This is a genomic window from Haloarcula sp. JP-Z28 (genome assembly GCF_011440255.1).
GTDB classification, from domain to species: domain Archaea; phylum Halobacteriota; class Halobacteria; order Halobacteriales; family Haloarculaceae; genus Haloarcula; species Haloarcula marismortui.
On record NZ_JAAOHT010000003.1, the window covers coordinates 145,698 to 164,259 of the forward strand.

The 18,562-nt window shown below is 61.4% G+C and carries 22 protein-coding genes; 10 read left to right on the forward strand and 12 right to left on the reverse strand.

The window, feature by feature from the left end; translation table 11 throughout:
- Nucleotides 1-95: 95 nt before the first annotated feature.
- The gene (gene coxB, locus G9463_RS03125; protein ID WP_004963388.1) at nucleotides 96-857 is read left to right on the forward strand and encodes a cytochrome c oxidase subunit II; all 762 of its coding nucleotides are present in this window, start codon (nucleotides 96-98) and stop codon (nucleotides 855-857) included.
- A gap of 448 nt (nucleotides 858-1,305) precedes the next feature.
- Here coxB and G9463_RS03130 read toward each other — a convergent pair whose 3' ends face one another.
- Nucleotides 1,306-2,079 carry a CAP domain-containing protein gene (locus tag G9463_RS03130; protein WP_165895938.1) on the reverse strand — a complete coding sequence of 258 codons (774 nt, stop codon included), beginning with the start codon at nucleotides 2,077-2,079 and terminating at the stop codon, nucleotides 1,306-1,308.
- Nucleotides 2,080-2,201: 122 nt separating this feature from the next.
- Between G9463_RS03130 and srp19 the strand changes: the two genes are divergently transcribed.
- The 3 genes from srp19 (at nucleotide 2,202) to G9463_RS03145 (ending at nucleotide 3,810) form a co-directional block, all read left to right on the forward strand.
- Entirely contained in the window at nucleotides 2,202-2,480 is a 279-nt protein-coding gene (gene srp19, locus G9463_RS03135; RefSeq protein WP_004963393.1) for a signal recognition particle subunit SRP19, read from the forward strand.
- Nucleotides 2,477-2,704, forward strand: a complete 228-nt coding sequence (locus G9463_RS03140; RefSeq protein ID WP_004963396.1) for an H/ACA ribonucleoprotein complex subunit GAR1 — start codon at nucleotides 2,477-2,479, stop codon at nucleotides 2,702-2,704. Before srp19 ends, G9463_RS03140 begins: the two co-directional genes overlap by 4 nt.
- A gap of 74 nt (nucleotides 2,705-2,778) precedes the next feature.
- Nucleotides 2,779-3,810 (forward strand): presenilin family intramembrane aspartyl protease PSH, encoded by a 1,032-nt coding sequence (locus tag G9463_RS03145; protein ID WP_165895939.1) that lies wholly within the window; start codon nucleotides 2,779-2,781, stop codon nucleotides 3,808-3,810.
- An 18-nt stretch (nucleotides 3,811-3,828) separates the two neighbouring features.
- On the opposite strand, the gene G9463_RS03150 is transcribed toward G9463_RS03145, so the two are convergent.
- Entirely contained in the window at nucleotides 3,829-4,836 is a 1,008-nt protein-coding gene (locus tag G9463_RS03150; protein WP_011222790.1) for an ornithine cyclodeaminase family protein, read from the reverse strand.
- A gap of 117 nt (nucleotides 4,837-4,953) precedes the next feature.
- Entirely contained in the window at nucleotides 4,954-5,184 is a 231-nt protein-coding gene (locus tag G9463_RS03155) for a hypothetical protein (protein ID WP_004963405.1), read from the reverse strand.
- 476 nt (nucleotides 5,185-5,660) lie between these two features.
- Here G9463_RS03155 and G9463_RS03160 point away from each other — a divergent pair, with 476 nt between their 5' ends.
- On the forward strand, nucleotides 5,661-5,828 hold the full coding sequence (locus G9463_RS03160; protein WP_004963408.1) for a hypothetical protein: 168 nt from the start codon (nucleotides 5,661-5,663) through the stop codon (nucleotides 5,826-5,828).
- A 36-nt stretch (nucleotides 5,829-5,864) separates the two neighbouring features.
- Here G9463_RS03160 and G9463_RS03165 read toward each other — a convergent pair whose 3' ends face one another.
- Nucleotides 5,865-6,278: a DUF3054 domain-containing protein gene (locus tag G9463_RS03165; RefSeq protein WP_165895940.1), complete on the reverse strand. Its 414-nt coding sequence runs from the start codon at nucleotides 6,276-6,278 to the stop codon at nucleotides 5,865-5,867.
- Between the two features lie 111 nt (nucleotides 6,279-6,389).
- On the opposite strand from G9463_RS03165, the gene G9463_RS03170 reads away from it, so the two are divergent.
- Entirely contained in the window at nucleotides 6,390-6,938 is a 549-nt protein-coding gene (locus tag G9463_RS03170; RefSeq protein ID WP_127013536.1) for a GNAT family N-acetyltransferase, read from the forward strand.
- 88 nt (nucleotides 6,939-7,026) lie between these two features.
- Complete coding sequence (gene fen, locus G9463_RS03175; protein ID WP_165895941.1) at nucleotides 7,027-8,007, forward strand: flap endonuclease-1; 981 nt, start codon at nucleotides 7,027-7,029, stop codon at nucleotides 8,005-8,007.
- A 57-nt stretch (nucleotides 8,008-8,064) separates the two neighbouring features.
- On the opposite strand, the gene G9463_RS03180 is transcribed toward fen, so the two are convergent.
- From G9463_RS03180 to G9463_RS03195, 4 genes are read right to left on the reverse strand one after another with little or no spacing between them, the layout of a single operon-like run.
- Nucleotides 8,065-9,204 carry an ABC transporter ATP-binding protein gene (locus tag G9463_RS03180; protein WP_007188224.1) on the reverse strand — a complete coding sequence of 380 codons (1,140 nt, stop codon included), beginning with the start codon at nucleotides 9,202-9,204 and terminating at the stop codon, nucleotides 8,065-8,067.
- Nucleotides 9,205-9,221: 17 nt separating this feature from the next.
- Entirely contained in the window at nucleotides 9,222-10,151 is a 930-nt protein-coding gene (locus tag G9463_RS03185) for a carbohydrate ABC transporter permease (protein ID WP_004963427.1), read from the reverse strand.
- The gene (locus tag G9463_RS03190; protein ID WP_004963430.1) at nucleotides 10,148-11,212 is read right to left on the reverse strand and encodes a carbohydrate ABC transporter permease; all 1,065 of its coding nucleotides are present in this window, start codon (nucleotides 11,210-11,212) and stop codon (nucleotides 10,148-10,150) included. Before G9463_RS03190 ends, G9463_RS03185 begins: the two co-directional genes overlap by 4 nt.
- 6 nt (nucleotides 11,213-11,218) lie before the next feature.
- The gene (locus G9463_RS03195; protein WP_127013537.1) at nucleotides 11,219-11,539 is read right to left on the reverse strand and encodes a hypothetical protein; all 321 of its coding nucleotides are present in this window, start codon (nucleotides 11,537-11,539) and stop codon (nucleotides 11,219-11,221) included.
- Between the two features lie 235 nt (nucleotides 11,540-11,774).
- Here G9463_RS03195 and G9463_RS03200 point away from each other — a divergent pair, with 235 nt between their 5' ends.
- Nucleotides 11,775-13,181, forward strand: coding sequence for a class II fumarate hydratase (locus G9463_RS03200; protein WP_165895942.1), 1,407 nt, complete (start codon nucleotides 11,775-11,777; stop codon nucleotides 13,179-13,181).
- A gap of 376 nt (nucleotides 13,182-13,557) precedes the next feature.
- Here G9463_RS03200 and G9463_RS03205 read toward each other — a convergent pair whose 3' ends face one another.
- Nucleotides 13,558-14,061: a GNAT family N-acetyltransferase gene (locus tag G9463_RS03205; protein WP_004963437.1), complete on the reverse strand. Its 504-nt coding sequence runs from the start codon at nucleotides 14,059-14,061 to the stop codon at nucleotides 13,558-13,560.
- A gap of 158 nt (nucleotides 14,062-14,219) precedes the next feature.
- Between G9463_RS03205 and G9463_RS03210 the strand changes: the two genes are divergently transcribed.
- Nucleotides 14,220-14,516 (forward strand): hypothetical protein, encoded by a 297-nt coding sequence (locus G9463_RS03210; RefSeq protein WP_004963440.1) that lies wholly within the window; start codon nucleotides 14,220-14,222, stop codon nucleotides 14,514-14,516.
- Nucleotides 14,517-14,550: 34 nt separating this feature from the next.
- Here the strand turns inward: G9463_RS03210 and G9463_RS03215 are convergent, their stop codons facing one another.
- Nucleotides 14,551-15,345 (reverse strand): hypothetical protein, encoded by a 795-nt coding sequence (locus tag G9463_RS03215; protein ID WP_004963442.1) that lies wholly within the window; start codon nucleotides 15,343-15,345, stop codon nucleotides 14,551-14,553.
- Nucleotides 15,346-15,433: 88 nt separating this feature from the next.
- Between G9463_RS03215 and gatE the strand changes: the two genes are divergently transcribed.
- On the forward strand, nucleotides 15,434-17,305 hold the full coding sequence (gatE, locus tag G9463_RS03220) for a Glu-tRNA(Gln) amidotransferase subunit GatE (RefSeq protein WP_165895943.1): 1,872 nt from the start codon (nucleotides 15,434-15,436) through the stop codon (nucleotides 17,303-17,305).
- On the opposite strand, the gene G9463_RS03225 is transcribed toward gatE, so the two are convergent.
- Both G9463_RS03225 and G9463_RS03230 read right to left on the reverse strand, forming a co-directional pair.
- Nucleotides 17,302-17,721 carry a hypothetical protein gene (locus G9463_RS03225; protein ID WP_004963447.1) on the reverse strand — a complete coding sequence of 140 codons (420 nt, stop codon included), beginning with the start codon at nucleotides 17,719-17,721 and terminating at the stop codon, nucleotides 17,302-17,304. The two genes, gatE and G9463_RS03225, sit on opposite strands and share 4 nt — an antisense overlap.
- Nucleotides 17,722-17,782: 61 nt before the next feature.
- The gene (locus G9463_RS03230) at nucleotides 17,783-18,271 is read right to left on the reverse strand and encodes an HTH domain-containing protein (RefSeq protein WP_004963449.1); all 489 of its coding nucleotides are present in this window, start codon (nucleotides 18,269-18,271) and stop codon (nucleotides 17,783-17,785) included.
- Between the last annotated feature and the right edge of the window lie 291 nt (nucleotides 18,272-18,562).

Genomic DNA, 18,562 nt, shown 5'->3' on the forward strand with positions numbered 1-18,562 from the left:
CTCTATCCGGAACGGTTCTGCTGTCCTATCGCTGCAAATCGGGGGCCTGTGGCGAAGACAGCAGTTATTTATCCCCGAAATCCTAAGCCGCATTCATGACCCGGAAACGCGCCGGCCTGGTCGCTCTGTTCGGTGCTGCGCTGCTCGCGCTCGCCGTCGAGCCGGCCGCCGCCGCACAGATTCAGGACTCGACGACGGATAGCCTCATCTGGGGGCTAAACATGAACCTCCTGTACGTCGCTATCCCGATTACGGTCCTCGTCGAAGGGATTCTGATCTACACCGTCTGGCGGTTCCGTAATCAGGAAGAGGCACTCCCCACGCAGGAGAACCGTCGACTCGAAGTGACCTGGACTATCGCGACGGCGATTATTCTCCTGTTTGTCGGCGTCGCCTCTTACCAGGTAATGGCGAGCCCGTACGTCACCGCCGAGGCCGGTGACCAGGCCGCCCTGCAGGAACAGGACACTGAACTCATTACCGTCGAAGCCCAGCGATACGGCTGGACGTTCTACTACAACGAATCGAGTTGGGACGGGCAGGCAGAAGTAACCACTCGAACGGACCTGAAGATACCGGCCAATCAAGACGTAGCCTTCCGCGTGACATCAAGGGACTGGCTGCACGCATTCCACGTGCCCGGACTCGGACTGAAATCCGACGCGTTCCCCGGCCAGTACAACCGCCTCCGAACCAACGCGGGTAACACCGGCACGTACCAGCTCTACTGTGCCGAGTACTGTGGCTCTGGCCACTCACAGATGCTCGGGACCGTCGAGGTCGTCCCGCAGGACGAGTACGAGGACTGGCTGGCAGAGCAGAAAAGCGGCGGCGACTCCGAAGGCAGCAGCGAGTAGCGCGGACGCTGACACGCTCTTTTTTGCACGCTGGCTGACGATTCAGTTCGTATCGTATTGCAATGAGCCAACTAGTACAGCTTCAGTTCTCGCTCTAGAGGCTCGACGATAAGGGCCGTTCAGGAAGGTTCTGAGTCGACACGTACAAGCGAGGTGTTGTGAGTCAGCTACGCTACGACGCTGCCCTCCGAAGCTATCACGGCTCGTCACAGCCAGCAGAGTCTGGAGGATTGTGAATGGTATGTGCGACACCATTGCATTTGCCAGCAATTCAGCACAGTCTCAGAACAGACTGAAAGCCGGTCTGTCACCTATCGGGGCCGATAGTGACGAGCGCTTGTCCAGACAGTCGGCGCGCTAAGCGCTAAATACCACAGAATATAGCAGAGGCGACGACGCTCGCAAGCAGTTGGCTGATGGAACGACGGCTGCAGCCGGCCCGCTACCGTTAGCCGCAGATGTTGGCAGTCGCGTACACGTTGCCAGTGTCAGTGATCTCCACGCCGATGCCGACGATATTGGCGTTGCGGAGCGTAAGTCGTTCGCGGTAGTCCGGCCACGCCATCCAGTCATCCACAATCTTTCTGGCGACTTCCTTGTCGGTGGCGTGGAATCGCTCCTCGCCGCCCTCCTCGTATGGTTGTCCGGCGACTGTCTTCTCAACCGTTTCGAATCGGTTTCGGTCCGGTTGCTCGATGTACTCGCCTTCTGCAGATTCGAACGTACACCGGTCGTAGAGGCCGGTGTCTTCGTATCGGTCCTTACTGGAGACGCCGTCGATCTTGTGAATTGCCTTCCCTTCGATGGCCATCTGTTCACTGTGACTTCTTGCCATCTCGTTGAGGCCTTCTTCTGTCCGAAGTCCCGATTCGAACGGCGGGACACCTGCGGCCTCGCGTTCCTCGTTAAGGAACTGCCGGACGTAGTCCGAGACGTTCTGTTCGTTGAACTCACGCGCAGGAATCGACTCCTGCTGCGGGGTCGCTGTCTCGGTCGCTGTTCCGTTTGTTTCCGCCGTTGGTGTCGGCGTCGTACTATTGCCCGCTGTCGCCGTCGCCGTTGAACTATCGTCATTACCGCCGCCATCGCCGCTCTGTGAATCGGTTGTCTGTGTCGTTGTCTCCGCTGTCCCGCCTGCGAACTGTGCTCCAACAAGAACTCCCGTCCCCAAGACCACGAGGAGCACCACAGCGGCGATAGCGAGTAACCCTTTCTTTACCATATACGACGGATAGATTACAGAGGTATGTAAGCTTGATTCTTCATATACTTAATCTGATTTTCATGTTCCCGACTGTCGACGGTGACGATAACCCATATATGCCACGGGCGGCCACTGCCGGTATGGTCGAGAACGTTATCTGGCCGGCGGCGCTCGACGCCAACCGTTCGCGAAGCGACGGGCGTCGTGTGTCACTGGATCTAGCCGTCGAGAACCCGACTGTCGACGAGATCGCCAAAGCCGTCCAGCAGGTCGGTTACGACGCGGTCATCGAACGGGACAAGACGTATCCACGCGAGTACGAAGGCCGCGGGCGAGTCGTCGTCAAGGACGCAGACGATGCGACGAAAAGCGACCTGCTCGGGGCCGTAGCGGCCTACATGCAGGCGCTCCGTGAATGAAACGCATCGGCACTGTCTCGCGGGTCGCACAGGGACTGGCCGTCGTCCGGGCACCTGACGACGAGTACGCGTCAGTGGGAACCACCGTGGTCGACGAGGAGCTCCAGACGGTTGGCTCCGTCGTCGACGTGTTCGGTCCGGTCGAGCGCCCGTACCTCGCAGTCTCGCCGAGCGACACCGTGCATCTCCCAGCGCTGGTCGGTGCGGTCCTCTACGCGCGGTAACAGCCCGCCAACCGCCGAGGCCTGTCCGCACCTGCTTCGTAACGCTCAAACCGGTTCCTGCAGGACGTGTGTGCATGGAGCGACGGTGGCGAATCCTCGGCGGCTGTGGCCTTATCGCTGGTATCTTCCTGTTCGTCCAACTCGGCGCGCTAGCGCTGGTCCAGCCCTTCGAATCGGCTGGCTACCAGGCTGTCGAGGACCCGTCTGACCCCACGAACAGCCTCATGTACATCGGGGCGATTCTGGTTGCCACGGCAGTTATGTTGCTTGCCTTCCGCTACGATGTCGATCAGCTCATTCGCGGGCTCATCGTCTTCTCGGCGGCCTGGCTATCTCTGTACGTGTTTCAGGTGCTTGTGCCGCCGGTGTTCACGTACGCCGGCCTCAACGTCGGTGCCGTCCTGTTAGCGCTGGGTCTGGGGACGGCGCTGCTGGTCTATCCCGAGTGGTACGTCATCGACAGCGCCGGTGCGGTGATGGGGGCTGCCGCTGCCGGCCTGTTCGGTATCAGTTTCGGCGTATTGCCAGCGCTCGTCCTGTTGACTGTGCTCGCAGTATACGATGCGATCAGTGTCTACGGGACCGAACATATGCTCACGCTGGCCTCCGGTGTGATGGATCTCAGGGTCCCTGTCGTCCTCGTGATTCCGATGACGCTGTCGTACTCTTATCTCGACGCGACGACGCCGAACCCAACAGCGGAAGACGAGACGAGCGATGACTCGGCGGCGGCGAACGACGACACTGAGGCGACGACGGGCACTGGCGAAGCGGGCGAAAGTGACGACGTTCACGCCGACCCACTGGAGCGCGACGCACTGTTTATCGGCCTCGGTGACGCGATTATTCCGTCGATACTCGTCGCCAGCGCCGCGTTCTTCGCCTCATCGGACGTACTGTCGGTGTTCGACGTTCCGTTGCCAGCGCTGACCGCGATGGTCGGATCCTACGTCGGCCTGACGATACTGCTCTGGATGGTGCTGAAGGGACGCGCGCACGCAGGACTTCCGCTTTTAAACGGTGGGACCATCGCCGGCTACATCGTTGGTGCACTCGCCGCGGGCATCAGTCTGGTCGACGCCCTCGGTCTCGGTCCGTACCTCTAAACTGCGTTCTCGCGACAGCTATCGGCCGGTCAGGGCTTTGCTCGCGGGCGCGAAGTCGATCTCCTCGCCGCGACCGTCTGCCTTCGCCCGTTCGTACAGCATATGGCCCGCAGCGACGGTTTCGATGGCTGTGCCGCCGGAGTCAAAGACTGTAATCTCCTCGGGAGACTGCCGCCCGGAGGCGTTTCCAGCGACGATATCACCCAGTTCCGCGTGGACGTGGTCCTCATCGACGACGCCCGCATCGAGGGCGTTGATGAACGACCCGGCGTCCTGTGTCACCCGCTCGCGCAGGTCCGGAACGTACGTGGCGCGTTCGATTGTCGTCGCGTCTAGCTCGTTCTTCTCGGGATGGTACTGGCCCATCGCGGTCACGTGGGTGCCCGGTTCGAGCAGGTCACCGTCGAACACCGGTTCGCTCGCGCTAGTCGCCGTGATAACGACATCGGCCCCTTCGATTGCTGCGGCCGGGGACGCGACGGCTGCGACTGTCGGGTCCAGCGCGTCGTTCATCTCCGCAGCGAAAGACTCCCGGTTGTCGGCTGTCGGCGAGTACACCTCAATGCGGTCGAAATCACGGACCGTCGCCGTGGCACGGACCTGGCCGCGGGCCTGTGCGCCGCTGCCGATGATTGCGAGGTCGCTGGCGTCACGGCGAGCCAGTGCGTCGACACCGACAGCCCCGGCCGCGCCAGTCTTGTGAGGGTTCATGCTCGCACCGTCGAGGACAGCGAGCGGGTCGCCGCTGTCGGCGTCAAAAATCGGGAGCGTGAAGTGTGCGTCCCGTCCGCTAAAACCGGCTGCGTAGGTGTATCCACCCATCGCGCCGGTGTCGGGGAGAATCGCGAGATAGCCCGTCAACATGCCCGCAGGCTCGTCCGAGAACAGCGTTGTTCTGGGAGTCGCCGGGGCCCCCTCGCCACGCTGGCGATACCCCTCCCGGACGGCGTCAACGTACTCCGCGGGTTCAGCTAGGTCAGCGACTTCGTCACTCTGCAAGAACAGCGCTGTCGCATCTGTTGTCATACTCCGTCGTTTGGGCGACCGACTCTTATACTGCCCGGCGGTGGCCAATCTGTTCGACCGGGTACACAGTCACGGAAGGTCTATCGAAGACAGGAGAAGTGACGGGTGGGACAGCGCCTAATCCGCGGTCTGGACCGGCTCCGACTGCGCGCTCTGGGCTGACGTGTCGCTTGGAACCGGGTCAACGGGGGCACGGACAAACATCGCATGGCCGATAAGGCCGACCGTCACGACAGAAGCCATCGGAATCGCTGTCGTCAGTTCGAAGCCGACAACGAACAGAGAGGCGGTGATGCCGGCCATGGCGAGCGGAATGAGTCCGAGAATGATGTCGTAATAACCCGTCATAAGTATGAATTATCCTACGGCAGTGTGGTATATGAATGTTTCCCTAAAATACGGCATAATACACTCAATGGCCCCTACAAATTTACTCAGTACCCGCTGAGTAACAATCTCATAAGTTATGGGTTGGATATGGGGAAAAGCTTAATATGTCTCTATTCCTGTGAGTTGTTCACAATATAAGGACAGGGACGACCCGGTATTCCTGGCCCGCGGCCACGCGCATGGTGTGTGGTATTACTACAAAGCCGGAATACAGTGTTTACCAACCGCTATACGATGGGTGCGTAACGACTATTTGTTTCTCGGGATAGGACCCAGCTATGCGCCCATTTTCAGAGTTTGAGAACTAGATTAGGTTATTCATGGTGTGGTCATGCTGCCTATTTTCTCCGATGATAACTGGGTCCATGTGCTTATTAGGTACGCCAAGATACGTTGAACCGGAGAAAAACGGAACGCCGATTCCAAACGAGACAATGAGCACGAACGCAACGGACAACACGACGGACGCCGCGACCGACGACCAAGAACGACGATACGCCGAACTGAACATCGGGGACGAGGAGTTCGTAATCTACGACCGGGAGAACCACCAGGCATGGATTCAGTCGACAGAGTCTCTTGAAGTCGCCAACCTGCGATAGTCCGTCATCGACACCGCATCCCTGCTACAGGCCGCTCTATTTTGCGACTGCAATCACGCCGCGCCAGAGCAACAGCAGCGTGCCCCCGACAAGCACGGAGACGAGTGCGAATGTCAGCGCCGCACTGCCGGGGAACATCGCCGTTGACCGAAGTCCCTGTGCGATCCCAACTGCCAGTACCCATCCCACGATAGTGCGACCGAGAGCCGCCCGAACCGTTGCGGTCGCGGCGGCGGTGTACAGTCCTCCAAGCCCTGCGACGAGGAGCCAGCCGATATAAAATGGCGTCAGCGTCCCGGCAAACCGACCCGGACTGAGTATCGGATTAATACCGTGGGTCAGCTCACCGACACCGACGAACAGGGCAATCGCCAGCAGGTCACCGACGGCGACCAGCGCCATCCGAGCGGACAGTTCGATACGACCGTTCCCCACCGTCGAGACGCTCATACAGAGAGTTCTGACTCCGGGCACTTCCCTCCCTCGGATTTGACGACAACGGTTGGTGCCCTGAAACAGCGACCAGTACTGATTACAGTCGGCGGCCCGTTCAGCTGAACTATGGAGTTCACGCTGCTCGGCTGGCCCGAGGACGGCCACCGGCTCCGGCTGGACTACGAGCAGTTCGCGTACGCGGGCAAGTTCGTCATGACCTCGACCGGGAAGGCTGTCATCGGGGACGACGGCGTCGTGGCCGCGGCTGCGTTCGACGCCGACCGGACAGACCCGGACACCCTCTGTGTCCGGTATATCACCGTTCGGCAGGACCGACAGGGCGACCGACTCGGTGCCCGACTCCTCCGATTCGTTCGGGAGCGGGCCACGGAACGGGGCTTCGAACGCGTGTCCATCGGCGTCAACAACCCTTTTTCATACCAAGCTGCCTACCGGGCCGGGTTCTGCTTTAGCGGCGCGGAATCGGGGATGGCCGAACTCGACCTCGTCTGGCCGGGCGACCGCAGTACCGAACGGTATCAGGCCGGGCTGGACCTGTTTCGGGAGCGCGACCTCTCACCCGATGAGGAGTCGTTTCTCGCAGCAAAGGCCGACGCCGACCCGCCGACGGTCCTCAACGAGTGGGCCGAGCAGCCGTCCGCACGGACCGACTGAGCCGCTCAACCGCCGCTGACTGTGTGCCATCACGGAGTAGCACGTCGTCTCCGAGAGATTCAAACGGCTGTCGGCCAAAGGCCTGCCAATGGGAAACGCTGATTTGCGGTCGCTCGCGGCCCTGTCGGACGTGTCGTTCGACGACCTCGGCGGGAGCGTCGTCGCCGTGGACGCCCACAACTGGCTCTATCGCTATCTGACGACGACGGTGAAGTTCACCAGTGAGTCGAAGTACACCACCAACAACGGCGAGGAGGTGGCGAACCTCATTGGAGTCGTTCAGGGCTTACCGAAGTTTTTCGAGCACGACATGACGCCGGTGTTCGTTTTTGATGGCGCAGTCACGGACCTCAAAGACGACGAGGTCGAGAAGCGCCGCGAGCAACGCCAGAAATACGAGTCCGAACTGGAGGCAGCCCGGGAAGCGGGCGACAGCACCCGCGTCGCCAAGCTTGACTCCCGCACGCAGCGGTTGACCGACACTATCGTCGACACGACGCGGGACCTGCTGGAACTCCTCGACGTGCCTATCGTCGACGCCCCGGCAGAAGGTGAGGGGCAGGCGTCGGTGATGGCCCGGCGTGGTGACGTAGACTACGTCGGAACGGAGGACTACGATGCGCTGCTGTTCGGCGCGCCGATGACGCTCCGACAGATCACGTCGAAGGGCGACCCCGAACTGATGGATTTTGCGGCCACACTCGAGCACCACGACCTTACCTGGGAACAACTGGTCGACGCGGCGATTCTGATGGGGACGGACTTCAACGAGGGCATCTCAGGTATCGGCCCCAAAACAGCCGTCAAAGACCTCCACGAGCACGGCGACCTCTACACGGTGCTTGCGGCCCGCGGCGAACACATCGACCATGCCGACCGCATTCGGGACCTGTTTCTCGACCCCGCGGCCACCGATGACTACGAAATTCCGGACAGCATCGAGCCAGACATCGATGCCGCTCGCACGTTCGTCACCGACCAGTGGGAGGTCGATGCTGACGAGGTCGCTCGCGGGTTCGAACGCATTGACGACTCAGTCGTCCAGACCGGACTCGACCGTTGGGCGTGAAAGCAGAGGCTCACGACCGACCAACAGCGGAATAAGGACGGATACGACCGTTTCAGCTCAGACGACAGATTCGACCGTTTCGATCTCGTCGAGCGTGCGGTTCCGGATGGCCGATCCGCTGCTCGTGTCGAAGAGGTGGATGGCGTTTTCGGGGAACCGGATTTTGACGTGCTGGCCGGCTTTGAGCTGTTTCATCCCGCCAACCGTCGCGATAAACTGGTCGTCCATCGATTCGTCAAACTGCAGGTGCGCCGTGTTCTCGTTCCCGCGTGGCTCGACGACGTGGACCGTCGAATCAAACACGTTCGGACCGACGTCGCTCTGAACGAATTCGATGTCTTCGGGCCTGATGCCGAGCGTGATGTCGCTCGTGCCCTCGACGGCGGCAACCGTCTCGTCGCTGAGTTCATACTCGAACCACTCACCTTTGAGCGTCGACCCCTCCAGCGTCGTCGGGAAGAAGTTCATCGACGGTTCGCCGATGAAGCCAGCGACAAAGAGGTTGTTCGGCTCGTGGTAGCACTCAAGCGGCGTCGCGCATTGCTGGAGGACGCCGTCGTTGAGGATGGCGATGCGGTCGCTCATCGTCATCGCCTCCGTCTGGTCGTGGGTGACGTACACCGTTGTCACGTCCAGGTCTTGCTGGAGCTCCTGAAGTTCGGTCCGCATCTCGGCTTTGAGCTTCGCATCCAGGTTCGCAAGCGGCTCGTCCATCAGGAACACTTCGGGGTCCCGGACGATAGCGCGGCCAAGCGCCACGCGCTGTTGCTGCCCGCCGGAAAGTTCGCCGGGCTTGCGGTCGATGAGCTCGAAGATGCCCATATCCTTGCACGCCTTCTCGACGCGCTCGTTGATCTCGTCGTCGGGCATATCCGTCGATTCCTCCAGCCCGAACGCCATGTTCTCCCGCACGGTCATGTGTGGGTACAGGGCGTAGGACTGGAACACCATGGCCACGTTCCGACGGGCCGGCGGCTGGTCGTTGATTATCTGGCCGTCCAGCCGGATTTCGCCGCGCGTGATGTCTTCGAGCCCGGCAATCATCCGTAGCGTCGTCGATTTCCCACAGCCCGATGGGCCGACGACACAGAGGAACTCCCCGTCCTCGATGTCGACCGAGACCTCGTCAACTGCGATGATTTCGCCGTCGTCGTCTTGGAACGTCTTCGTTACCTCGTCCAGTGTGAGTTGTGCCATTGTGAATACCTCCGTGATTATTCTCCAGCGACGCCTTTCGCGAACTGTTCGCCGAACATGATGTAGACGAGCAGCGTCGGAAGTGCTGCGACGATGGCCCCTGCCATCGTGGTGTTAAACGACTGGACGACCCCACCAGTGAGCGCCGCGAGACGCTGGGTCGCCACCTGCGAAGCCGGTTCGTTGACGAGTACGAGCGCGAACAACAGGTCGTTGTAGACCTGCGTGAACTGGTAGATGAGCGTCACCGCAAACATCGGCAGCGACAGCGGGAGGATGATGTTGCGGTAGATGCTGAACGCGCTCGCGCCGTCGAGGCGAGCGGCCTCGATCATCTCGTCGGAGATGCTCTGGTAATACGACCGGAACAGCAGCGTACAGATCGGAATCCCGTACGCGGCGTGGGTGATCGACAGCTGCAGCAACTGCACGTATCCGTTACGGCTCGGATACTGCCAGTTGCCGCCCGTGATGAACCCAAAGACGGTGTTGACGAAGCCGTTGAGCAGCCCCGGAAGCACCTGAAACCAGAACTGTGCCAGCGGGACCAGCACGGCCTGATAGGGGATGAAGATGCCCGCGATAATAAGGACGACCACGCCGACCTGCCCGCGCCAGCTAATCGTCGTCAGACCGTAGGCGGTCATACTGCCCAGCAGTGCCGACACAATCGTCGCGGGAATCGCCATCAGCAGCGAGTTCACCAGTCCCGGACGGAGCGTGTTCCAGGCGGTGGTGAGCGCGTCGAGCGTGAAGCCGTCAGTGCCCGGCGGCGCGAACGGGAGCGTCCGAGCGAACGCGCTCTCGGTCTTGAACATCGTCATCACGGCCGTCTCTACCGGGAAGAGGTAGAAGGCAATGCCCGCCAGCAGGAGGGCATACAGGCCGATACGGCTGTTCTCTGTACTGCGAAGTTCGTCGATGAAACCGCCGTCTCTGATACTCATAGTTCACCCCGTCGGTATTCGCTGTAGAGGTACGGACCAATGACCAGCAGTGCGAGGGCAAACAGCACGATAGCGACGGCTGACCCGTACGCCCACTGGAGGCTGTCGAACGCGACCCGATACATCATCGTCGCCAGAATATCCATGTTCGCCCCCGGCTGTGAGCCACGGAGCGCGTAGATGAAGTCGAACGCTTTCAGCGCAAACACCATCAGCACCACCGACGCGGACACCGCGGAAGCGCGGAGCTGCGGGATGATTACCCGTGCGTACATCCGAACCGTCGACGCGCCGTCGACCCGCGCAGCCTCGTAGTGTTCGGTCGGGATCGCTCGGAGGCCGGCGAGGAAGACGACCATCGCGTAGCCGCTGAACTGCCAGATGAGCGCGAAGATGACCGCTGCCAGTGCGGTCGTGTTCCAGGAGAGCCACTGAATGACCTCAGCGTTGACTCCGGCCGGCCGGAGTAGTCCCACGATGGCTCCTTCGAGATTGAACACTCGGAAGAACTGATTGAGCACGCCGTTGCGGGCGTTGTACACCCACGCCCACATCGTCGCCGTGACGACGAACGAGAGGCTCATCGGGAGCAGGTAGATGGTCCGGAACGTGTTCTCGAAACGTATCTGCTGGTCGATGAGGATGGCTACGAACAGGCCAAGCGCCAGACAGAGGACGGTAAACACGACAAGTAACACCACCGTGTTCTGTGCTGCCTGCCAGAACGCCCCGTCGCTCAGCATGCGGCTGTACATACTGAGGTCGAAGCTCTCGTACTGGGCCCCGCCGAGTCCGTTGTACTCAGTCAGTGACAACAGGAAGTTCCAGGCGATGGCGCCGTACACAAAAAAACCTGCAAGCAGGACTGGCGGCAGCCAGAACGGGGCGGATTCGATGAGTTCCCATTCGACCGGAAGCGAGTTGCGAAGCGAATCGCCTCGGGTCGTCTTCACCGTCGCCCCGCCGTCTGTTGCCAGTTGGTCGCCGTCCGATTCGTCTCTCGATACCGCCGACCGGAGCCTACCCCCGGTGGCGAGGAGTCTACTGAGTATCTCGCGCATGGTTGGTCAGTGGTTCGCCGACGTGAGTTCGCCGTCCATCGTCCCGACGGATGTGTCGTCAGTCACATAGACTCGCCAGCCAGCACGCACGTAGACCACGCGACCCGCCCACCTGTCGCACCAACACAGGCTGGCGGGCGGCGTGGATACGCCGGATGACGGGTGTGCCATCCCGTCGTCGTGCCGGGCGAGCGATTGCAACGCGGCGGGTACACCGGCTGCGAGCGTTCGCGATGTGTCACGTCCGTCGGTGTCCCATCGGGCCCCAACAGCCGACGACGGCAGCAACACACCGCCGTCACCGGACATTGTGGGGGCATCAGTCATGAACGTCTCTGTGGCGTCGAACTCATGGTAAGTGGAGAGAGATTCTACTTAATATTTCCGAATGATAATACACGTTTATCCAAGTCACGGGTTCTGAGCCCCACGGTCTCCGCTCTCCAACTGGAGAGTTGTGGTGGCCAGTGAACGACTGTCCCGGCAGTTGCAGGGCTGTGCCGAGTGGTGTCCCGACTCGTACCGGTGGGTTTTACGACCGGGCGGACCACCCCCCGGACGTATGACCGACGAGTACCGGACAGAGCAGGATAGCCTCGGTGAGATGCAGGTGCCAGCCGACGCGTACTGGGGCGCACAGACGCAACGCGCCGTCGAGAACTTCCCGATCAGCGACGTAACCTTCGGGCGGCGGTTCATCCGAGCGCTCGGCGTCGTCAAGAAGGCGGCCGCGCAGGCGAACCGCGACCTCGAAACGATTCCGGAAGACAAGGCGGACTGTATCGTCGAAGCCGCCGACGAAGTCATCGCCGGCGAACACGACGACCAGTTCCCCGTCGACGTGTTCCAGACCGGGTCGGGCACGTCGTCGAACATGAACGCCAACGAGGTCATCTCCAACCGCGCCACGGAGCTGTACGGCGGTGACATCGGGACCCGCGAGATCCACCCGAACGACCACGTCAACTTCGGCCAGTCCAGCAACGACGTGATTCCGACGGCAATGCACGTCGCCTCCCTCGAAGCGGTCGAGAAGGACGTGATTCCGGGCCTGAAGACGCTGCGTGATGAACTCGAAGCCAAAGAAGACGAGTTCGACACCGTCGTCAAGACCGGACGAACCCACCTGCAGGACGCGACGCCGGTGACACTGGGGCAGGAATTCTCCGGGTACCGCACGCAGGTCGAGAAGGGCATCTCCCGCGTACAGGACGTTCACGGTCGCCTCTCCGAGCTCGCGCTCGGTGGAACCGCAGTCGGGACCGGCCTGAACACCCACCCCGAATTCCCCGAAAAAGCCGCGGAGTACATCAGCGAGGAAACCGACCTCAACTTCCGCGAGGCGGACAACCACTTCGAGGCGCAGGCCGCCCACGACGCGATGTCGGAAGCCCACGGCGCGCTCCGGACGGTCGCCGGCTCACTGAACAAGATCGCAAACGACCTCCGACTGCTCGCGTCCGGGCCCCGCAACGGTCTCGGCGAGATCGACCAGCCGGAGAACCAGCCCGGCTCCTCGATCATGCCCGGGAAAATCAACCCCGTTGTCGCCGAAGCGGTCAATCAGGTCCACAAGCAGGTCGTCGGTAACGACGCCGCCGTCTCAGCTGGCGCTGCAGAGGGCCAGATCGACCTGAATCTCTACAAGCCCGTGCTGGCTTCGAACTTCCTGCAATCGGCCAAGCTCATCGCCAACAGCAGCGCGGTGTTCGGCGAGAAGTTCGTCGCCAAACTCGAAGCCGACGACGACCACTGCGCCGAGCGCGTCGAGCAGAGCATGGCGCTGGCAACAGCACTCAACCCCGCCATCGGCTATGACAAGGCGAGCAAGGTCGCGAAGAAGGCGCTTGCTGATGAAAAGACCATCCGCGAGGTTGTCCTCGACGAGGGCTATCTCGACGAAGACGAGGTCGACGACGTGCTCGACCCCGAGAAGATGACGAAGCGTGGCATTCTAGGCGAGGAGTAGCGAGGGGCGCGCGGAGCGCGGCCCTCATTAGTGCGAGCGGAGAGCGATAGCGACCCGCGAGTAGCGAGGGAACGACCACAAGGAGCTGCCTCGGAAATGCGAGCGGAGCGGGACCTTCGGTCCCGCAAGCAGTCGGGCGGTATCGCCGCCCGACGACGGGGAACAGAGTGACCCGTGAGTAGCGAGCGGCCGAACGGAGTGAGATTTCTCGTACCGGAACGGCGCTGTGAGGGTCCCGGTCCCCGAAACGCGAGGAGCGACTGACAGAGCCGCGGAGTGCACGACCCCTGCTGTGTCTCTATTTTCTGGTCGGTTCTGTGCCGACGGGCAGCCGCCATTGCAGGTAAACAGCATCGGGCCACTGCGACCGATGCTTCTAGACCCGCGACTCGTCTGCGAGGACGTAGCGGCTCTCAGGGTAGCGCTCGCCGCCGATTTCGGTTTCGCTCTCGTCGGCGAATTCGAATCCGAATCCCTCGTAGAACTCGGCTCCCGGTTCGTTCGCCGAGAGGACCATCGCGTTGATCCGGTGGATATCGTGCTCGAACAGTTCCTCGCAGGTCTGTTCTAACAGTGACCGGCCGATTCCCTCGCGCCTGTAGTCTGGATGGACGTACAACCGGAGAATATAGCCTTCCTGGTCAGTCTCGTGCCACGTCGCATGTGCGAACCCGACGACGTGCTCCTCGCGCTCGGCGACGAGCAGGAGCGTCTGTGATTCGACCAGTTCTGATTCGAGTTGTTCGGGCGCGTACCAGTCGCGAACGCCGTCCTCAGCTGTCTCGCGCGAGAGGATGTCCGGGTAATCCGTCTCCCAGGCCGCCGTCGCCACCTGATTGATGGCCGTTACGTCGTCCGGAATTGCCAATCGGATTGTCATATGAACACATATGTCATGACCTGTGAAATGTTTTCCCGCGCCAAGTGGAGCGAAATAGTAGGTCTCACCCCACCGACCGGATCTGGTCGGCGAAGCCCATCACCGGACAAACAGAATTCATAATATTTTTTGATTAGGAATATAGAGGTGTTGTATAGATGCGTTACTCAGAAACGTTGCAGTTGTTCGATCAGGCCTGTGAGTTTCCCGCTGAGCACGCCACTGTCGTCCAGCAACTCGGCGATGTCGAACTGGCCGCTCAGAACGGTGACTCGGTCGAAATGAGTGAGGTATTGGCCCGAACCAGTGAGGCCACGTACCAGTCCGCAGAGGGGCTGTATAACTCTCTGGTCGGGAATCTCGACGACGACTTTATCGGCCGGAAATACTACGACGACCGAGCAGGAAGCACGTCCGGAACTGACGAAGTTCGAACCGAGACAGACCGTCTGTAGCCGCTTTGCGTGCGGTGCCGCGTGCCGACCTCACTCAATTCGCCGGTGTTGATTCGTTGAGCCACGCCGGCCGCTCCGCTGTCGTTTCGCCGATATCCTCGTACCAGAAACTGTATTCGACGATACGGTCCTCGGTACGGTACCAGACGCTAAATTGGCGGACGAGGCTATTTGATTCGACCAGCAGTTCGACACGAAACTCTTCTAGCCGTTCCGCGGCCGGAATCTCGCCGCCGGAACCGCGAATCCGGTAGACTCGGCCGCCGTCCCGTGTGATGACGGCCGTGGCACTCTGGTTGACCACGGCGTAGCGATTCAGGTAGAACGCGGTCCGGTAGGCGTACTTATCACGGCTGAACCGGACCTCGCCGCGCTGGCGCTCGACGGTGCCGTTGTCACGGCGCTCATACCAGTTGGTGCCGTCGGCGTAGGTCGACTGTTCGTACCGCTCGACGGCCCCGTTCGAGTCCGTCCTCATTCTGACCATCTCGTCGCGGTACCGTGTCGGTGATTCGACGGCGACAGTCTCTTCGCGCCGGACGGAACTGCTGTCGTTCCCGATTGTGAACTCGCTGTAGCGTTCGTGCAGGGTGTAGGTAGTACCGTTGAGCGCCTGTCGGTGAGCAGCCGCAAGGAGGGCGACGTTTTCGAGGCGCTCCGTGGTAACGCCGGGCGGCGGGTCCAGCGACGTTGCCGTGTCCGACTCGGCTGCTGTTGGGACCGGAGCGGGCGTGACAGTTCGCTGATCAGCAGTGTCAGCGCCGACGAAGGCGTTACAGCCGGCTGTCAGGAGAACAACGACCACCGCGGCTGTCGACAGCCAGCGCATATTGACAGTGAGGGCGAGACAGTCAAAAGGGCGGCGGCGAGCGCGGGAAGGGTGCGTTTTTTGGCCCCCGGTCCCGGACACCTCGACAATGACCGAGTACGACTACGAGGAGCTGGGGCTCGTCGCTGGCCTAGAGATTCACCAGCAACTCGATACTGCGACGAAACTGTTCTGTGACTGTCCGACGACGATCCGCGAACCCGAAGAGAGCGAGCGCTCCTTTGCCCGCTATCTGCACCCGACAAAGAGCGAACTCGGGGAGATCGACGAGGCGGCGCTGGAAGAGAGCATGGTTGACCGGGAGTTCGAGTATCTGGCCTACGACACGACCTGTCTCGTCGAGGAGGACGACGAGCCACCGCACCGCGTCGACCGCGAAGCGATGGAGACGACGCTCGAAATCGCCCAGCTACTGGATATGTCCGTCGTCGACCAAGTGAACGTCATGCGGAAAATCGTCGTCGACGGCTCGAACACTACGGGGTTCCAGCGCTCGATGCTGGTCGCAAACGACGGGGCCATCGAGACGAGCGCCGGCCCGGTCGGTGTCGAGGATATGCTGCTTGAGGAGGAGTCCTGCCAGCGCATCGAGGAGACTGAGGACGGCGTCCGCTTTTCGCTCGACCGTCTCGGCATCCCGCTGGTCGAAATCGGCACGAAGCCGGACATCAGTTCGCCCGAGCAGGCCCGTGAAGCCGCCGAGCGCATCGGAATGCTCCTCCGTTCGACCGGGAAGGTCAAGCGCGGCCTCGGAACCATCCGTCAGGACGTGAACGTCTCCATCGAGGAGGGCGCACGGATAGAGCTGAAAGGCGTCCAGAGCCTCGATGACATCGACGACCTCGTCCGTAACGAGGTCCGTCGGCAGGTCGAACTGCTGGACATCGCCGAGGAGCTCGCCGAGCGCGGCGCCACCGTCGGCGAACCACAGGACGTGACCGAGGTGTTCGAGGACACGGATTCGGGCGTCATCGAGGGGGCGCTCTCCTCGGGCGGCAAAGTACAGGGCCTCCTGCTGTCTGGCTTCGACGGGCTCGTGGGCCGCGAGATTCAGCCTGACCGCCGGCTCGGAACCGAACTGTCCGACCACGCTAAGCGCCACGGCGCTGGCGGCATCTTCCACACAGACGAACTCCCGGCCTACGGCGTCACCGAGGCGGAAGTCGAGGCGCTACGGGACGCTGTTGGGGCCGGCTCGGAGGACGCTGTCGCTATCGTCGCTGATGACCCGGAGACCGCCGAACTCGCCATCGACGCCGTTGCGGAGCGCGCTGAGACGGCGCTTGCAGGCGTCCCGGAGGAGACCCGCGACGCGAACGAGGACGCTACGTCGCGGTACCTCCGCCCGCTCCCCGGCGCAGCGCGGATGTACCCCGAGACGGACGTGCCACCCGTCGAACCCGACGTAACCGAAGTCGAGACCCCGGAACTGCTCACAGAGAAGGTCGACCGATACGAGAGTGAGTTCGACCTCGGCTCCGGCCTCGCTGAGCAGGTCGCCTACGGCCAGCGATGGCCCCTGTTCGAGGCGCTGGTGGCGGGCGAAGGCGTCGATCCGACGCTGGCCGCCGGCACGCTGGAGTCGACGCTGACCGAACTCCGCCGCGACGACGTGCCCGTCGAGAACCTCACCGACAAACACCTGCAGGGCGCAATTCTGCTGGTCGACGGCGGAGACGTGCCGCGTGAGGGGATGGAAGACCTCCTGACGGCACTCGCCGAGAACCCGTCACTGACGGCCGAGGAAGCTGTCGAGCAGGAGGGGCTGGGCGGCGTCGACGAGTCGGAAGTCCGTGACGCCGTTGCCGAAGTCGTCGAACGCCACGAGGACCAGGTCGCCGAGGAAGGCATGGGCGCATTCTCGGCGCTGATGGGCGAGTGCATGGGCGCACTCCGTGGCAAAGCCGACGGCGATACGGTGAGCGACGTGTTGCGCTCAGAGATACAGAAGCGGGCTTAATTGCTTCGTTCAGGCTGTAAGGAAGCGATATCGACGGCGGTCGATGACAGCCCGTTACCGCTCGCCGACAGGTCGTGTTCTATCGTCGACTCGAGTAGCGGAACGAGGGCTGGCGCGTTCGGCCCGATGTCGACCATGTCTTCCGATTGGTTGTACTGGACGACACCGGCATCGACCAGCCGCGGCAGGTGGTTGTGGTAGAGGGCCGTGTAAATCGTGAGCCGCTCGTCACGGTACTGTTCGGCTGGTGTCCCGTGTTCGAATTCGGTCACCGTGTCCGTGAGCACAGCCAGTGAAACCGGTGTCGTGTACTGTGAAAGCCCGTACAGGAGGTACCGCCGGTAGTGCGACGACAGGAGCGACAGCCGGTCGTCCACTGGAAGCGAATCCGGTATCTCGGTTTGTTTCGTATTCATGTTACCTGGTATGGTGCTGGGATCTGGACGGTTCGCGTGTCAGGTTTGGACGGTTCGAACGCTATTGTACCACAGTACGCTCATGCCCAACTTCGTCGGCTATGTCTGCAGTATCCGCGAGGTGGTTGACACGATCGACGACGCGGTAGACCGTGCCATCTCGCGTGCATGGGGCGACGTGCTGGAGGTCATCGTCAACGTACTCAGCGAGGGCAAGCGACGGCAGCGTGATGACGTTGACCGACTCGTCGGAAACCATGTTTGTCACCGGGTGCTGCCAGTCGAAGGCGTCAAGCGAGACATCGGAGTCCCGTTCCCACTGTTCGAACATGGAAAGCCGTTCCAGCAGGTGTCGTCCCTCCGCAGTCCGCTGTGCGAGTCGCGGTTCGATCCGGCGTCCCCAGATCAGTATCGACAGGTCCTCGATACAGCCAGCGTCCTCAAGAGCCTGTAACCGGTCAAGCACGTAGTTCTGTTGTTGCGTTGCAGCTTCCGGACACAGGGACCGGACGAACAGTTCGACGCGAACTGGATTAGCAGTGGAATCCATAGTGAGGCAGTGAGTATCCTGTGGGTCGCTACAATGGTAACCATCCTAAACACTCTCTCTAGGTCCCTAGAATAAATCGGGGCAAAACGGAGTCATATCTGATATATCCGGGCCGGTCGATAATTGGTTAATATGTGAATATTTGGTGGTTGGTATGTCAGGGCTTCGTTCGAATGTGGTCCCTCAAAAGTCCGCTATAGCCCTAATTTGGGATTATATTCGTCACAGGTATGAGCGTTGCTGAAATATTAATATTCTAACCAGACACCGGGCCTTAAGTAGCTCGCCGCC